The organism is Streptomyces mashuensis (assembly GCF_014654785.1).
In the GTDB taxonomy this organism is placed as follows: domain Bacteria; phylum Actinomycetota; class Actinomycetes; order Streptomycetales; family Streptomycetaceae; genus Streptomyces; species Streptomyces mashuensis.
Genome location: NZ_BNBD01000003.1, coordinates 19,218 through 32,913, shown reverse-complemented (window position 1 = coordinate 32,913; position 13,696 = coordinate 19,218). Strand labels below are relative to the sequence as shown.

Sequence of the window (13,696 nt, the reverse complement as noted above, 5' to 3'; positions counted from 1 at the left end):
CCTAGGCGATGCGCGCCGGCAGGAGCTCCAGCACCGCCTGCCGGTGCGCCTCGCAGGTGTCCAGGTCGTACGGGTCCGGCGCGGCCGGCACCTGCAACCGCAGCACCGGGCCGGCGCCCAGGCGCGCGTACCCCCGTCCGGGTGGCACGTGCTCCGGGGGCGTGGTGAGCGGCGCGGCGCCCAGCACCGCACGGACCTCCTCGGGCTGCACCGCGCCCAGCACCACCCGTGCCGCCGTGTGCGCCACCAGCGCGCCGCCCAGCAGCCCCGCCCCCTCCAGCCGCTCGCCCGCCACCACCGTCACGTGTGCCGCCGCGCCGTGCCGCAGCGGCACCTCCAGCAGCGCGCCCGGGTCCTGGCAGCCCTCCGCGGCGGCCAGGTGGGCGAGGGCCGCCGGGCGGTCCACGACGATCCACAGCGGCCGCCGCACGTCGTCCGGCACCGGTTGCCCGGCGCGCCGTGCCCCGCCCGCCGCCAGCAGCCGCCGCTCGGTCTCCCGGGCCGCCCACTCCAGCGTCGCCAGCGCGCCCGGCACCGACGACTCCACCGCCAGCACCCCCTCCCGCCCCGCCAGCGACGCGAACTCGCCGGTCCCCGCGCCGTCCACGACCACCGCGTCGCCGTGCTGGAGCGCCTGGAGCAGCACCGACCGGAGCAGCGTCGTGGTGCCCGCGGCGGCCCGGCCCAGCACCAGCAGGTGCGGCTCGGTGGAGCGCTGGCCCGTGCGCCACACCACCGGCGGCTCGTCCCGCACCCCCTCCCCGTCCGTCACCGGCAGCATCCGCTGCACCGCCGACGGGTCCGTGAAGCCCAGCACCGTCTCGCCGGGCGCCGTCACGAACGGCTGCGCCGCCAGGTCGGTGGGCAGCGGCGGCAGCGCCGTCAGCGTCAGCCGGTTGGCCCCCTCGTCCCAGTCGAACCGGTACTCCCGGCCGCGCCCCGCCTTCCGCTGGAGCAGCTGCTCGATCCGGGCGCGGGACTCCTCCTCGCCGTCGGTGAACCAGCCCGGGTAGCGCAGCCGCAGCAGCGCCGTACGGCCCTGCTCGTCCACCTCGTACTGCTCGAAGACCGTCTTCCGGTCGCCGCCGTGCGCGTACAGCGGCGCCGGGTCGTCCGGCGTGGAGAAGTACGGCACGAGGGCCTCGTACAGCGCCTGGAGGCGGCCGTCGTCCTCCTCCGCGGGCGCGTCCCGCCGCCCCCGTGCGCCGCCCCCGCCGTCCCGCTCCCGGCCGGCCCACGCCCCGGCGGCCAGCAGCGCCGCCGAGCCCAGCGTCGGCCCGTACGGCAGCAGCGCCACGATGACCAGGGAGGAGGCCAGCAGGAGCAGGGCGGGCCCGCGCCGGTCCCGCGGCGTGCGGTCCCATTTCCGCCGCGCGGCACCGGCCAGCACGCGCAGCCCGCGCGCCACGACCAGCAGGGGGTGGAGCACGTCCCGGGCGCTGTCGGCGACCGTCTGCGCCAGTTCCCGGCCGCCGGGAAACGCGGCGCCGGCGGCGGGCGTGCGGGGGAGTCCTCGGCGGCCCACGTCGGCCTCCAGGTGTCCGGGGGTGTGTCCGGGTGGTGTCCGGGGGTGGGGCGTGCCGGCCCGTGGCGGGGCGGCTAGAACCGGATCCCGCCGAGCAGGCTGGCGAGGCTCGCCCCGCCCGCCCGGATGCTGGGTGCGATCGCGGTGCTCGAGAGGTAGAAGCCGAAGAGCGAGCACACCAGCCCGTGGCTGGCCTTCATGCCGTCCTTGCGGAAAAACAGGAACACGACGATGCCGAGCAGAACGACGCCCGAGATGGAGAGGATCATGGGAATCTCCTGGAACTGGGGGCGGTCACCATGGGTCCCTCCAGCTTCACAGAACGCAGTGATACGGCAACCGGTGATACACCCGTACGGAGGATCGACGACCATGCCCGAGCCGACTCCCGAGACCAGCGAGCCCGCACACGACCCGGAGGTGCTCCAGCTCGCCGCCAAGGTCTTCGACCTCGCGCGCCACGGCGACACCGACACCCTGGCCGCCTACGTGGACGCGGGCGTGCCGGTCAACCTCACCAACGACCGCGGCGACTCGCTCGTGATGCTGGCCGCCTACCACGGCCACCCCGCCACCGTCACCGCGCTGCTGGAGCGGGGCGCCGACGCGAACCGGCCCAACGACCGGGGGCAGACGCCGCTCGCGGGCGCCGTGTTCAAGGGCGAGACCGAGGTGGTCCGCATCCTCGTGGACCACGGCGCCGACCCGGCCGCCGGCGTGCCCTCGGCGCTGGACACCGCCGCCATGTTCGCCCGCCAGGACCTGCTGGAGCTGCTTCAGGGCGGCGGGACCGGTACGGAGGCCGGCCCCGACGCGAAGTGACGCTCCGTCACTCCGGGTCACTCCGGGGGTGCCTCGCGGCGGCCGAGCGCCAGCACGGTCTCCACCGTGTCGGCCTCGGCCGCCGGCTTGTCCTCCCGGTACCGCACCACCCGGGCGAACCGCAGTGCCACGCCCGCCGGATAGCGCGTGGACCGCTGCAGGCCGTCGAAGGCGATCTCGACGACCAGCTCCGGACGCACCGTCACCACGTGGCCGTCGTCGGCCACCGCCAGCTCGCGCAGCCGCCCGGTCTGCCACTCCAGCATCGCGTCGGTCATGCCCTTGAAGGTCTTGCCCAGCATCGCGAACGTGCCGTCCGGCCGCCGCGCCCCCAGGTGCAGGTTGGACAGCCATCCGCTGCGCCGGCCGTGCCCCCGCTCCGCCGCCAGCACCACCAGGTCCAGCGTCAGCACCGGCTTCACCTTCAGCCACGCGGCCCCGCGCCGGCCCGCCGCGTACGGCGCGCCCAGCGCCTTGACCACCACGCCCTCGTGGCCGCGCCGCAGCACGTCGTCGGCGAACGCGCGCGCCGCCGCCCGCGCCGCCCCGTCCGCCGGGTCGGGCACGGCCAGCCGCCGCACCCGCAGGGGACCCGGCACCACCCGCTCCAGCACCGCGTGCCGCTCCGCCGTCGGCAGGTCCAGCAGCTCCTGCCCGTCCACCGCCAGCACGTCGAAGAACACCGGCGACAGCGGCAGCCCCGCGCCCGGCCCGCCGCCCGCCGCCGAGGGGCGGGTGCCGACCCGGCCGGCGACGTCCTGGAACGCGTGCGGCCGGCCGTGCTCGTCCAGCGCGATGACCTCGCCGTCGAGGACCGCCGAGGACACCGGCAGACCCAGCGCCACCGCCGTCAGTTCGGGCAGCCGCTCGGTGATCTCGTCCAGCGTGCGGGTGAACACCCGTACCCGGGCGCCCTCCCGGTGCACCTGCACGCGGATGCCGTCCAGCTTCTCCTCCACCGCGCACGGCCCCGCCCGGTCCAGCGCCTCGTCCAGGTCCTTGGCGCTCTGCGCCAGCATCGGCTGCACCGGCCGCCCCACCTCCAGCCGGAACGCCGCCAGTGCCGCCGGGCCCCCGGCCAGCAGCGCCCGCGCCACCGCGCCCAGCGAGCCGCCGAGCATCACCGCCCGCCGCACCTCCTCCGGCGGCGCGCCCACGGCCGCCGCCAGCCCCTCCACGGCCAGCGCGTCCAGGGCGCCCTGCCGCAGCTCCCCGCCGATCAGCCGGAACAGGAAGAACTGCTCCTCCGCCGTGGCCGCCGCCAGCAACACCCCCACCAGGCGCTTGCGTTCCGCCTGCGCTCCCTTGCCGGACACCGCCGCGATCTCGCCCAGCCGCCGGTCGACCTCCCGCACCGTCAGCGTGGGCTCCGCCGCCGGCGCCGGGGCCTCCCGCAGCGTGCTCCAGCCCACCCCGGTCCGGCGCTGCGGCAACCGCCCGGCCAGGTACGGGATGACGACGGGGGCCTCGTCCGGCTGCGCGTCCCGGAACAGCCCCGCCAGCAGCTCCACCTTCCGCGACCGCGCGCTCGTCGCGGCCACCTCCCCGGACACCCGTGCGAGCTCCGCCAGCAACATGCCCTCCATCGTGCCCCGCCCGGCCCGGCCCCGCAGATGGAGTGACGGAAGGTGATCCTCCGTACACTTCGTGGAAGGGTCCGGTCATGAGCAAGCGCCAGAAGGGCCGCCGGCACCGCCGGGTCAACCGCACCCCGCGCCCCGCCGGCCCGCCCCGCCCCCGCCCCGGCACCGCGGTGGTCCACGCCGCCTCCGCCCCTCGCCTGGGCCGGCACGAGGCCCGCACCTGGGAAGGGCTGCGCGCCCTCGGCACCGGCGGGGCCTCCGTCGAGGAGCTGAGCGCCGCGGTCGGCTACCAGGCCCGCACGGTCCTCAAACACGTCAACGGCCTCGCGGGCCAGGGCCTGGCCGAACTGCGCGGCGACCGCTGGTACGCCACGGCCCCGGCGGCGGAGGGAGCGGCGGGCCGTTAGGGCCCCGTAGGGGCGCGGGGCGGTGTCGATCTGCGGCTGCCGCCGCGTGGGCGCGACAAGCCACGACGTGCCCCGCAGATGGCCCGGAGCCCGGGTGGCGTGTCAGCTGCGGGCCGTCGCCGGCCGATCGCGCAGTTCCCCGCGCCCCTTACGGGGCGCCGTGGTGGCGCGTGACGAAGATCCGCCGGACACGCCCCAGGACGTAGGCGACGGTTCGGCGCAGGCGTCAGAGGCGCCCCCGGCCACCGCCCGCCGGTGCCCCCTGGTGCCGGACGCCGCGGCGCCCTCAGCCGTCGCGGTGGGTGCGGTACGCCCGGTAGCCGATCCGCAGCCGGCGGGTGTCGAACGACACCGGCAGCGGCCGGCGCGGCCCCATCCGCACTCCCGCGGCGGCCAGTTCGCCCCCGCGCAGGAACTCCGCCACGAACCCCGTGGCCAGCAGCAGCGCCAGCTCCGAGCCGCTGCACCGCGCCTCGCCCACGCCGAACGGGTGCGCCGCCCGGTGCCGCACCGCCGAGCCGTCCAGCCACGCGTCGGGCGCGAACCGGTGGGCGTGGTCCAGGCGCTCCTCGTCCCGCGCGTGGAACGCGGTCGGCACCAGCAGCTCCGTGCCGGCCGGCGCCACCGCCGACCGCCACGACGTCTCCGCCGTGGTGCGCCGCGTCTGCACCGGCACCGGGGGCCACAGCCGCGCCGCCTCCAGCACGCACGCCCGCACGTACGGCATCGCCTCGTAGCCCGCGGCCGTGCGCATGCCCTGGCAGCGGTCCGCCGTCGCCACCTCCTCGGCGGCCAGCCGGTGCTGCGCGGGGTGGGTGGCGAGCAGCGCCAGGGCCTGGACGACGGTGGTGTGCACGATGCCGAGGGCCGCGAGCCAGGACGTCAGCTGGGCCTCCGGCGAGGTCTCGGGTCCCTTGGGCGCGAGCCGGAACAGGCCCGTGAGGCTGCGCGGGTCGGCCTCGCACACGTACCGGGCCTGACGGCGCATCAGGGAGCGGCGCAGGCGGCGGGCCCGCGCCGGGCGCCAGGGCCGGCCGAGCGCCCGGTCGGCCTCGGCCAGCAGGGCGCCGAGCAGCCGGGCCAGCTCGCCGTCGTCGGCGCCCGCCTCGCCCAGGAAGCAGCGCCGGCCCATCCGCTCGACCCGCTCGCCGATCACGTCCGGTGTGAGCCCCTGTTCCGCGCGGGGGCCGAGCAGCGCGCGTGCCTCCTCGCCGGCGACGCGCAGGAAGTGCCCGCCCAGCCGGTGCACGGGCACCCCCGCCTCCAGTACCGCGTCGGTGAAGGCCCGGCGCGCCGTGCGCTGCCGGCCGTGCGAGACGGCCAGGGCCGCGGGCTGGAGAGCGGCGTACCCGGCGGTCTTCTCCCGGGTGTCCACGGCGTACAGCGCGACGGGCCCGTCCAGCACCTTCCGGGCGTCCTGGGCGTCCAGCACGAGCAGGGCGGGGCCCAGCAGGCCGCGGACGAGCACCGGGCCGCTGCCGTGCCGGGCGCGCAGCTCGCGCATCTGCTCCAGGCCGCGCCGGTCCGGGTCGAGCCGGTCCACGAGGCGGGCGGCGTACGGACGGGTGCGGAGGGCGGCCCGCAGGTACTGCGGCAGGAGGTATCCGAGGCGGAACCGGAGGTTCTCGCCGCGTGACGCCGCGGGCAGGGCGGTCGCCAGCGGGTGGCGCGGGGTCTCCAGGGACAGCGTCATGGGCAGCTCCGTGCGGGAGGTTCCGGGGGGAGGGCCGGGGCCGGGGGACCGGGGCCGGCCGGAGGGGGAGCATTGCCCGCCGGAACGGCGGGAAGACACCGTCCGCGAAGATCACCTGACGATTCATCCGCGCGGGTGAATACCCTCTGGCCTGCGCCGTACGCCCGCCCGCCGGGTTCTACCGTCGCCCGCATGCCAGACATGGATGAGATCATCCGACGTATTCGACGGGACATGGATTCGCAGCTGCGCAAGCGGGCCCGGCGGGCGCTCGACGACCCGGCGGGCTGGGCCGTGACCGGGGACGGCCCCGGCCTCGGGGGCCGCTCGCCGGCCCCCGGGCGGGAGCACGAACCCACGACCGGGGACCCGGCACCGGCGGCCGGCCAGTAGCCCGCCCGGGGCGGAAAAGGGCCCCGCCGCCGTTGCGGCGGCAGGGCCCGGGAGGGGCCGGGGTCAGCGCGCGGAGCGCGTCCGGCGGCGGGTGGCGCCACCGGTGGTCCCGGTGCCGCGTACGGTGCCCATGGCCGCCAGGGCGAGCGCGGTCAGGCAGGCCACGACGCCGACGACGACGTTGCTCACCTGGGCGCGCGTGGCGAACGCCGCGACCACCGCGTGGCCGTAGACGACCCACGGGGCGATGATCGTCCAGACGGCCAGCCCGATCGCGGCCCAGCTCATCGAGTGGGTCCGTTCGTAGGCGGTTCCGACGCCGCCCACGCCGACCAGGCAGGCGAAGGCGATACCGGTGATCAGGTTGTTGATCGCCAGGGTGGTCACGACGTTGAAGCCGACGATCCATGGCGAAGCGGCGAGGTAGACGCCGCAGAGGAGAGCGAGGGCCTCGGCGGCCTGACCGGCGGGGCGCGCGGTCGTCTCCTCGGAGTGGGCGCGGAGCGCCAGGATGTCCGGGTGCTGATCGATCCGGGATGACGCAGGGGCGGTCACGTCAGCCACCTTCTTTCAGTGTGCAGAGTCGGACCTGCTTGCATTTTAACCCACTTGGGTAGCAATTCACCCTAATAGCGGTAGGAAGTGACACCTGGTCCGGAGACGTGGCGTATCGGGCGTCCGGGCGGGGAAGGCTTAGGGGTCAGACCGGTACGTCAGGGGGGAGGAGAGACCCATGAAGGAACCGGAGAGCCGTACGGGCCGGCCGCAGGGCCGGGGCGAGACGGTGGAGGAGCAGACCGACCGCCACGCCGGGCAGACCCTGGACGAGGACGATCCCGAGCCGCACATCATCCGCGGCATCGACTGACGGCACGGAGCACCCGGCCGGCGCTCAGGCCGCCGTCGGCAGGAAGCGCACGGGCGTGCCCGGCACCGCCTGCGCCGCGGCGGCCAGGGCCGCCCCCGCCACCACGCCGGCCACCGGGTAACCGCCGGTGGTGGGGTGGTCGGCCAGGAACACCACGGGCCGCCCGTCCGGCGGCACCTGCACGGCGCCCAGCACCACGCCCTCGCTGGGCAGTTCGCCGTCCCGTGCCCGTTCCAGGGCCGGCCCGTCCATGCGCAGCCCCACCCGGTTGCCCGCGGCCGACACGGTGAACCCGCCCCCGGCCAGCACCCGCAGCGCGCCCGGCGTGAACCAGTCGTCGCGCGGCCCGAGGACCACCGGCAGCACCAGCTCCGCCGGCGGCGCGGCGCACGGCACGGCGTCCACCGCCCCCGCCGGGCCGCACGGCGCGCCCAGCGGCAGCCGCGCCCCGTCGGCCAGCGGCGCGGGCCCCAGCCCCGAGAGCACGTCGTGGGACCGGCTGCCCAGCACCGGCGGCACGGCCACGCCCCCGGCGAACGCCACGTAGCTGCGCAGCCCGGCGGTCGCCGCCCCCACCTCCAGCACGGCCCCCGCGGGCACCCGCACCGGCGCGCCCCACGCCGCGGGGCGCCCGTCCACCCGTACCGGGCAGGGCGCGCCGGTCACGGCGGCGGTCACGGCCGTCTCCGCGCGGAGCGCGCAGCCGGTCGCGGTGGTCTCCAGGGTGGCGCGGTCCTCCGGGTTGCCGGCCAGGCGGTTGGCCAGACGGTGCGCGGGCCGGTCCAGGGCGCCCGAGCGGGGGACGCCCAGATGGGCGTGGCCGGGCCGGCCCAGGTCCTGCACGGTGGTGAGCGCACCCGCCCGGACGACGGTCAGGAACCTCACGCGCACACCTCGAAGCGCACCCGCGTGCCGGGCGCGAACAGCGCCGCCGGCTCGCGCGCCGGGTCCCACAGCACCGCCTCCGTGCGCCCGATGAGCTGCCAGCCGCCGGGGGAGGAGCGGGGGTAGACACCGGTGTACGGGCCGGCCAGGGCGACCGCGCCGGCCGGCACGGCGGTGCGGGGCGTGGCCCGGCGCGGCACGTGCAGGTGCTCGGGGAGCCCGGTGAGGTAGCCGAAGCCGGGTGCGAAGCCGCAGAACGCCACCCGGAACTCCAGCGCGCTGTGCACCCGCGCCACCTCGTCCTCGGCCACGCCCCACAGCGCGGCGACGTCGGCGAGGTCGGCCCCGTCGTAGCGGACCGGCACGGTGAGGACGGGCGCGTGCCCGGCGCCCGCCTGCGGCGGCACCTCCCACCGTGCGACGTCCGCGGCGAGCGCGGAGGGGTCGGCCAGCCCGTCCAGCAGGACGGTCCGGGCGGCCGGCACGATCTCCCGTACGGGCGGCAGCGTGCCGGCGGCCCGGCGGCGCAGCAGCTCGGCGTGCAGGTCCTGGGCCTCGGCGGCGGTGCCGACCTCCAGCAGCAGGGCGTGCCGCCCCACCGGCAGGGCGCGCGGCGCCGCCCGGCCCGCCGCCGTCACGCGAACGCCTCGATCCGTACGCCGGCGGACTCCAGCCCCTCGCGCACCCGGCGCGCGAGGAGCGCGGCGCCGGGGCTGTCGCCGTGCACGCACAGCGAGCGGGCGCGGATCGGCACCTCCTCGCCGGTGACGGCCGTGACCGCCGCGAGGCAGGCCATGCGCACCGAGCGGGCGATGACGGCGTCCGGGTCGAGCACCAGCGCGCCCGGTTCGCGGCGCGGCACGAGCGTGCCGTGGGCGGTGTACGCGCGGTCGGCGAACGCCTCGGTCACCACGGCCAGCCCGGCGTGCGCGGCCGCCTCCAGCAGGCAGGAGCCGGGCAGGCCCAGCACCGGCAGGCCGCCGGACTGCAGCACGCCGGAGACCACCGCGGCGGCCTGCTCGGCATCGGTGACAACGCGGTTGTACAGGGCGCCGTGCGGCTTGACGTAGGCGACGTCGGTGCCGGCGGCCTGGGCGAACACCCGCAGGGCGCCCACCTGGTAGGTGATCTCGTCGGCCAGTTCGTCCGGCGGCACGTCCATGGCGCGGCGGCCGAAGCCGGCCAGGTCCCGGTACGAGACCTGGGCGCCGATGCGCACGCCCCGCTCGGCGGCGCGCTCGCAGACCCAGCGCATGGTGGTGGGGTCGCCGGCGTGGAAGCCGCAGGCCACGTTGGCGCTGGTGACGACGGACAGCAGGGCCTCGTCGTCGGTGAGCGGCCAGCGCCCGAACCCCTCGCCGAGGTCGGCGTTGAGGTCGAGAACGGGGGCCGACATGGGGTCCGCCCAGGGGTCGGTCATCGGTCTGCCTCCCGCATCGCGTCGAGTATGAGTCGCAGGGCGTGCCGCAGGTAGTCGGCCAGTTCGGCCTCGGCGGCCGCCGCGTCGCCCCCGTCCAGCAGCCCGGCCAGCGTCCGGTTGCGGGCCACGAAGGGCTCGTGGAAGCGGCGCGGCGAGGGCATCGTGTGGAAGGCCAGGCGGAGTTCGGCCAGCAGCCGGTCCATGGCCGCGTCGACCCGGGCGCTGCCCGCGAGCGCCGCGAGGGCGCGGTGGAAGCGCAGGTCGGCCGAGCCGACCTCGCGCCAGTCGCCGGCGGCCGCGGCGCGCTCGGCCTCGTCGACCGCCGCGCCCACGGCCGCGCGCAGCGCCGGGGGTGCCCCGGCCGCTGCCCGTACGCCGGCGCCCTCCAGGACGGCGCGCATGCGGTAGACGTCGCGGACGTCGTCGGCGTCCAGGACGCGGACGAACACCCCGCGGTTGAGGCGGTGTTCGACGAGGCTCTCGTGCGCCAGCAGCCGGAACGCCTCGCGCAGCGTGTTGCGGGAGACACCGAGGTCGCGGCCCAGCGCCTCCTCCGACAGGCGGCTGCCGGGCGGCAGGACGCCGGCCTGGATGCGGTCGCGCAGTGCCGTGGCGGCGCGCTGCGCGGTGGACAGGGCCATGGCCTCTCCCGGAGGTCGTGGGGGCGCCGGACGTGCTGCCTGAACTTGCTTTTCCTGCTTGTCCATTGAGGATTGTTCAACAATATCCTAGCCTCCTCGCCCGGGGCGACGCCCCGGAGACGACGAGGAAGGCGGGGCGGACGCGTGCTCGTACTGGTGGGTGTGGCCGTGGTGGTGGCGGGGTTCGCGTTACGGCGCAACCCCCTTCTGGTCGTGGGGGCGGCGGGCATCGTCACCGGCCTGCTCGGCGGGCTCTCCCCGCGGGAGGTGCTCGCGGCCTTCGGCACCGGCTTCGCCAACAGCCGCGCGGTGACCGTCTTCGCCATCACGCTCCCGGTCATCGGGCTGCTGGAGCGGTACGGCCTCCAGGAGCAGGCCCGCGTGCTCGTCACCCGCTTCGCCGGGCTGACCGCCGGGCGCTTCCTCGCCCTCTACCTGCTGCTGCGCCAGGCCACCGCGGCGCTGGGCCTCAACGGCGTGCTGGGGCACGCCCAGACGGTGCGGCCGCTGGCCGCCCCCATGGCCGAGGGCGCGGCGGAGCGCCGGCACGGCCCGCTGACCGGCAGGGCGCGCGAGAAGGTGCGGTCGTTCGCGGCCAGTGCGGACAACGTCGGCCTGTTCTTCGGCGAGGACGTCTTCCTGGCCGTCGGCTCCATCCTGCTGATCACCGGGTTCGTCAACACGACGTACCACACGCACCTGGAGCCGCTGGACCTCGCGCTGTGGGCGGTCCCGACGGCGCTGTGCGCGCTGGCGGTGCACGGCTGGCGGCTGCTGCGGCTGGACCGCGCGCTGGCCCGGGACCTGGCGCAGGAGCGTACGGCGGCCGTCGCCGGCGGTGTCGCGAAGGACGGGGCGGTCCGGTGATCAAGGCGGAGTGGTTCTTCTGGCTCGTCGGCGGCGTCTTCCTGGTGATGGCCGGGCAGATGCTCACCGACCGCACCAACCCGCGGCGCTTCGGCACCGCCGCGTTCTGGGGCCTGCTGGGCCTGGGCTTCGTCTACGGCACGTGGGTGGCCGACAAGAGTGCGCCGCCGGAACCGCTGGGCGCGGCGGTGCTCGTCATGATCGGCCTCGCCGGCTTCGGGTTCACCGGCCGCGGCGGGGCCCGCGTCGCGACGGACGAGCAGCGGGCGGCCGGCGCCGCGCGCTTCGGCGGCCGGCTGTTCGTGCCCGCCCTGACGATCCCGGCCGTGGCGCTGATCTGCGCGGTGGGCGTCAAGCGGCTGTCCGTGGGCGGGGAGCCGGTGCTGCAGAAGGGCAGCGAGACCGTGCTCGGCCTGGGCATCGGGTCGCTCGTCGCCCTGGTCCTGGGCATGGTGATGCTGCGCGAGCGCAGCCTGGCCACCCCGCTCCACGCCGGGCGCTCGATGCTGGAGTCGATGGGCTGGGCGATGCTGCTGCCGCAGTTGCTCGCCACGCTGGGGGCCATCTTCTCCGTGGCCGGCGTCGGCGAACAGGTCCGGCGCGTCACCACGGCCGTGCTGCCCGGGGGGTCGGCCTTCGCGGCCGTCGTCGTCTACTGCGTGGGCATGTTCCTGTTCACCGTCGTCATGGGCAACGGCTTCGCCGCCTTCCCCGTCATGACGGCGGCCGTGGGCTGGCCGGTGCTGGTCGAGCAGTTCCACGGCAACGCGGCGGCCGTGCTCGCGGTCGGCATGCTCGCCGGGTTCTGCGGCACCCTCGTGACGCCGATGGCCGCCAACTACAACCTCGTCCCCGCCGCACTGCTGGAGCTGAAGGACCAGTACGGGCCCATCAAGGCCCAGATTCCCACCGCTTTGATCCTTCTTGCCTGCAATATCGCCATCATGTCCGGTTTTGCGGTCTGAGGGGGAGTCGTTTCGTCCGTTGTCCGGGCGACCGCCTACCCTGTGCGACGTGACATCTCCAGCCCCGGCGGCCGTCCCGCCCCAGCTCAACGGGCCTACCACGCGCCCTGCCCCGGGCCCGGCCGCCGACGAGGGCCTGGCCCGGCGCCTGCGCGCGCTCGCCTGCACCGCCCCGCTGCACGACCTGGACGCGCGCAAGGCCAACCTGGCGGGCGAGTACGGCGTCTACGCGATGGCCGAGGTCGCCCTCGCCGCCATCGACCTGGTCACGCTCAACATGGACTTCGACACGGGCGCCGACCACGAGCAGATAGTCACCAGGCTCCTGCCCCGCGTCGCCGCCCAGGCGCCGGAGCGGCCCGCCGCCGAGCACGAGCGCGTCGCGCGCTGGGTGCTGGAGAACCTCATCAACGTCGGCAGCGTCGACCGCGGCTTCCGCGCCGTCTACGGCACGTTCGGCGCCGACGGCGTCTACGTGCGCCGCGACTACGACTTCAAGCTCGTCGAGGAGGTCCCCGGCCCCGGCGGCACCGTCTTCCTGCGCACCACCGACGAGGCCGTCAACGTCCTCGTCGGCGCCCTCGACACCGACGTCACCAGCGCCCAGATCGCCGCCGAGGTGAAGCTGGAGGTGCTCATCAGCCGCGGCCGGCTCGCCGACGCCCAGCTGGCCGCCGAGCAGGCCCGCTACCGCACCGTCCAGTACGCCGAGACGCTGCGCAAGACGCTCGACGCGACCCGGCGCAACGTCCGCGCCGTCGACTGGCTGCGCACCGTCCCCGACATGATCGCCGAGGCGCTGGAGCACGTCGCCGAGCGCTACCGCCACGAGAACGCGATCCTCACGAACATCCGCAAGGCCCGCGACGAGGCCGAGGAGCCCGAGCACAAGCGGCGCGCCGCCGAGCTGGTCGACATCGTCAAGGACTGCATCCGCCGCCACACCCAGCTCCAGTCGCGGCTCCTGGAGGCCGGGCCGCTGTTCCGCGCCGAGCAGGACCGCCAGGCCTTCGCGGTCCCCTCCGCACGCGCCGGCCTCGACCTGTACGGGCAGCTCCTCGCGCCCGTCCTGCCGCTGCCGCTGGAGCAGGCGACGCGCGTCACCGACGCCTTCTTCACCCACGGCACCGGGCTGCGCACCCCCGCCTCCGTACGCGTCGCCGACCTCGTCGAGATGCTGCTGACCCCGCCGGCCGAGCGCGAGCACCTCGGCGCCGAGATGCCCGAGCCCGACCTCGTCGAGACCCCGGACGACAGCCGCTTCAGCGAGGAACAGCTGGCCACCGCCATGGAGCTGCTGGCCCTGCCGCCGGACGCGCCGCGCCGCCTGTCCGGCCTGCTGGCCGAGGCCCGCCGCCGCGACCCGGACCTGCCGTACCTGGTCGCGCTGCTCGCCGTCCACGCGGCGAGCCCGGCCGTGGGCACCGCCTACCGCCAGGGCGAGCGCTCCCTGCTCTTCGCCGTCGACGACGGCACCCGGCTGGACGACCCGGAGTTCGGCGGCGCCGACCTCATCGTCGGCACGGCCCTCCTGGACGCGGCCGGCATGGCGGCGGACCGCCAGGAGGGATCGTGACCGCCGCCCGGCGCCACCCCACCCGCCACCACCCCCACCTCCCGTGCAACA

16 protein-coding genes are annotated in these 13,696 nt (G+C 76.4%); 7 read left to right on the top strand and 9 right to left on the bottom strand.

The window, feature by feature from the left end; all coding sequences use genetic code 11:
* Position 1 precedes the first annotated feature (1 nt).
* Together IE305_RS09380 and IE305_RS09375 are read right to left on the bottom strand one after the other, a co-directional pair.
* Entirely contained in the window at positions 2-1,525 is a 1,524-nt protein-coding gene (locus IE305_RS09380; RefSeq protein WP_190129043.1) for a hypothetical protein, read from the bottom strand.
* Between the two features lie 74 nt (positions 1,526-1,599).
* A complete protein-coding gene (locus IE305_RS09375) occupies positions 1,600-1,794 on the bottom strand; it encodes a hypothetical protein (protein WP_190129042.1) in 195 nt (64 codons plus the stop codon).
* A 103-nt stretch (positions 1,795-1,897) separates the two neighbouring features.
* Here IE305_RS09375 and IE305_RS09370 point away from each other — a divergent pair, with 103 nt between their 5' ends.
* Positions 1,898-2,347: an ankyrin repeat domain-containing protein gene (locus tag IE305_RS09370; protein WP_190129041.1), complete on the top strand. Its 450-nt coding sequence runs from the start codon at positions 1,898-1,900 to the stop codon at positions 2,345-2,347.
* 17 nt (positions 2,348-2,364) lie between these two features.
* On the opposite strand, the gene IE305_RS09365 is transcribed toward IE305_RS09370, so the two are convergent.
* Complete coding sequence (locus IE305_RS09365; protein ID WP_190129040.1) at positions 2,365-3,924, bottom strand: ATP-dependent DNA ligase; 1,560 nt, start codon at positions 3,922-3,924, stop codon at positions 2,365-2,367.
* Positions 3,925-4,010: 86 nt separating this feature from the next.
* Between IE305_RS09365 and IE305_RS09360 the strand changes: the two genes are divergently transcribed.
* Entirely contained in the window at positions 4,011-4,337 is a 327-nt protein-coding gene (locus IE305_RS09360) for a hypothetical protein (RefSeq protein WP_190129039.1), read from the top strand.
* 286 nt (positions 4,338-4,623) lie between these two features.
* On the opposite strand, the gene IE305_RS09355 is transcribed toward IE305_RS09360, so the two are convergent.
* Entirely contained in the window at positions 4,624-6,030 is a 1,407-nt protein-coding gene (locus IE305_RS09355) for a cytochrome P450 (protein WP_190129038.1), read from the bottom strand.
* Positions 6,031-6,222: 192 nt separating this feature from the next.
* Here IE305_RS09355 and IE305_RS09350 point away from each other — a divergent pair, with 192 nt between their 5' ends.
* On the top strand, positions 6,223-6,423 hold the full coding sequence (locus IE305_RS09350) for a hypothetical protein (RefSeq protein ID WP_190129037.1): 201 nt from the start codon (positions 6,223-6,225) through the stop codon (positions 6,421-6,423).
* Positions 6,424-6,486: 63 nt separating this feature from the next.
* On the opposite strand, the gene IE305_RS09345 is transcribed toward IE305_RS09350, so the two are convergent.
* A complete protein-coding gene (locus IE305_RS09345; protein ID WP_190129036.1) occupies positions 6,487-6,978 on the bottom strand; it encodes an SPW repeat protein in 492 nt (163 codons plus the stop codon).
* Between the two features lie 178 nt (positions 6,979-7,156).
* On the opposite strand from IE305_RS09345, the gene IE305_RS33445 reads away from it, so the two are divergent.
* On the top strand, positions 7,157-7,291 hold the full coding sequence (locus IE305_RS33445) for a hypothetical protein (protein WP_268255894.1): 135 nt from the start codon (positions 7,157-7,159) through the stop codon (positions 7,289-7,291).
* Positions 7,292-7,315: 24 nt separating this feature from the next.
* Here the strand turns inward: IE305_RS33445 and IE305_RS09340 are convergent, their stop codons facing one another.
* From IE305_RS09340 to IE305_RS09325, 4 genes are read right to left on the bottom strand one after another with little or no spacing between them, the layout of a single operon-like run.
* Positions 7,316-8,176 (bottom strand): 5-oxoprolinase subunit C family protein, encoded by an 861-nt coding sequence (locus IE305_RS09340; protein ID WP_373311551.1) that lies wholly within the window; start codon positions 8,174-8,176, stop codon positions 7,316-7,318.
* Positions 8,173-8,814, bottom strand: a complete 642-nt coding sequence (locus IE305_RS09335) for a 5-oxoprolinase subunit B family protein (protein ID WP_229890764.1) — start codon at positions 8,812-8,814, stop codon at positions 8,173-8,175. Before IE305_RS09335 ends, IE305_RS09340 begins: the two co-directional genes overlap by 4 nt.
* Positions 8,811-9,596 carry a LamB/YcsF family protein gene (locus IE305_RS09330; RefSeq protein ID WP_229890762.1) on the bottom strand — a complete coding sequence of 262 codons (786 nt, stop codon included), beginning with the start codon at positions 9,594-9,596 and terminating at the stop codon, positions 8,811-8,813. The genes IE305_RS09335 and IE305_RS09330 overlap by 4 nt, the downstream gene beginning before the upstream one ends.
* Positions 9,593-10,237 carry a GntR family transcriptional regulator gene (locus IE305_RS09325; RefSeq protein ID WP_190129033.1) on the bottom strand — a complete coding sequence of 215 codons (645 nt, stop codon included), beginning with the start codon at positions 10,235-10,237 and terminating at the stop codon, positions 9,593-9,595. Before IE305_RS09325 ends, IE305_RS09330 begins: the two co-directional genes overlap by 4 nt.
* A 144-nt stretch (positions 10,238-10,381) precedes the next feature.
* On the opposite strand from IE305_RS09325, the gene IE305_RS09320 reads away from it, so the two are divergent.
* From IE305_RS09320 to IE305_RS09310, 3 genes are read left to right on the top strand one after another with little or no spacing between them, the layout of a single operon-like run.
* On the top strand, positions 10,382-11,104 hold the full coding sequence (locus IE305_RS09320; RefSeq protein ID WP_190129032.1) for a DUF969 domain-containing protein: 723 nt from the start codon (positions 10,382-10,384) through the stop codon (positions 11,102-11,104).
* The gene (locus IE305_RS09315; protein WP_190129031.1) at positions 11,101-12,069 is read left to right on the top strand and encodes a DUF979 domain-containing protein; all 969 of its coding nucleotides are present in this window, start codon (positions 11,101-11,103) and stop codon (positions 12,067-12,069) included. The genes IE305_RS09320 and IE305_RS09315 overlap by 4 nt, the downstream gene beginning before the upstream one ends.
* Positions 12,070-12,118: 49 nt before the next feature.
* Positions 12,119-13,645 carry a hypothetical protein gene (locus IE305_RS09310; RefSeq protein ID WP_190129030.1) on the top strand — a complete coding sequence of 509 codons (1,527 nt, stop codon included), beginning with the start codon at positions 12,119-12,121 and terminating at the stop codon, positions 13,643-13,645.
* The last annotated feature ends 51 nt before the right edge of the window (positions 13,646-13,696 follow it).

Bases quoted from the DNA above. Each gene is read 5' to 3' on its own strand.
- IE305_RS33445 (WP_268255894.1), top strand. From the start codon at position 7,157: ATGAAGGAACCGGAGAGCCGTACGGGCCGGCCGCAGGGCCGGGGCGAG.
- IE305_RS09350 (WP_190129037.1), top strand. From the start codon at position 6,223: ATGCCAGACATGGATGAGATCATCCGACGTATTCGACGGGACATGGAT.
- IE305_RS09330 (WP_229890762.1), bottom strand. From the start codon at position 9,596: ATGACCGACCCCTGGGCGGACCCCATGTCGGCCCCCGTTCTCGACCTC.
- IE305_RS09355 (WP_190129038.1), bottom strand. From the start codon at position 6,030: ATGACGCTGTCCCTGGAGACCCCGCGCCACCCGCTGGCGACCGCCCTG.
- IE305_RS09365 (WP_190129040.1), bottom strand. From the start codon at position 3,924: ATGTTGCTGGCGGAGCTCGCACGGGTGTCCGGGGAGGTGGCCGCGACG.
- IE305_RS09325 (WP_190129033.1), bottom strand. From the start codon at position 10,237: ATGGCCCTGTCCACCGCGCAGCGCGCCGCCACGGCACTGCGCGACCGC.
- IE305_RS09370 (WP_190129041.1), top strand. From the start codon at position 1,898: ATGCCCGAGCCGACTCCCGAGACCAGCGAGCCCGCACACGACCCGGAG.
- IE305_RS09375 (WP_190129042.1), bottom strand. From the start codon at position 1,794: ATGATCCTCTCCATCTCGGGCGTCGTTCTGCTCGGCATCGTCGTGTTC.
- IE305_RS09360 (WP_190129039.1), top strand. From the start codon at position 4,011: ATGAGCAAGCGCCAGAAGGGCCGCCGGCACCGCCGGGTCAACCGCACC.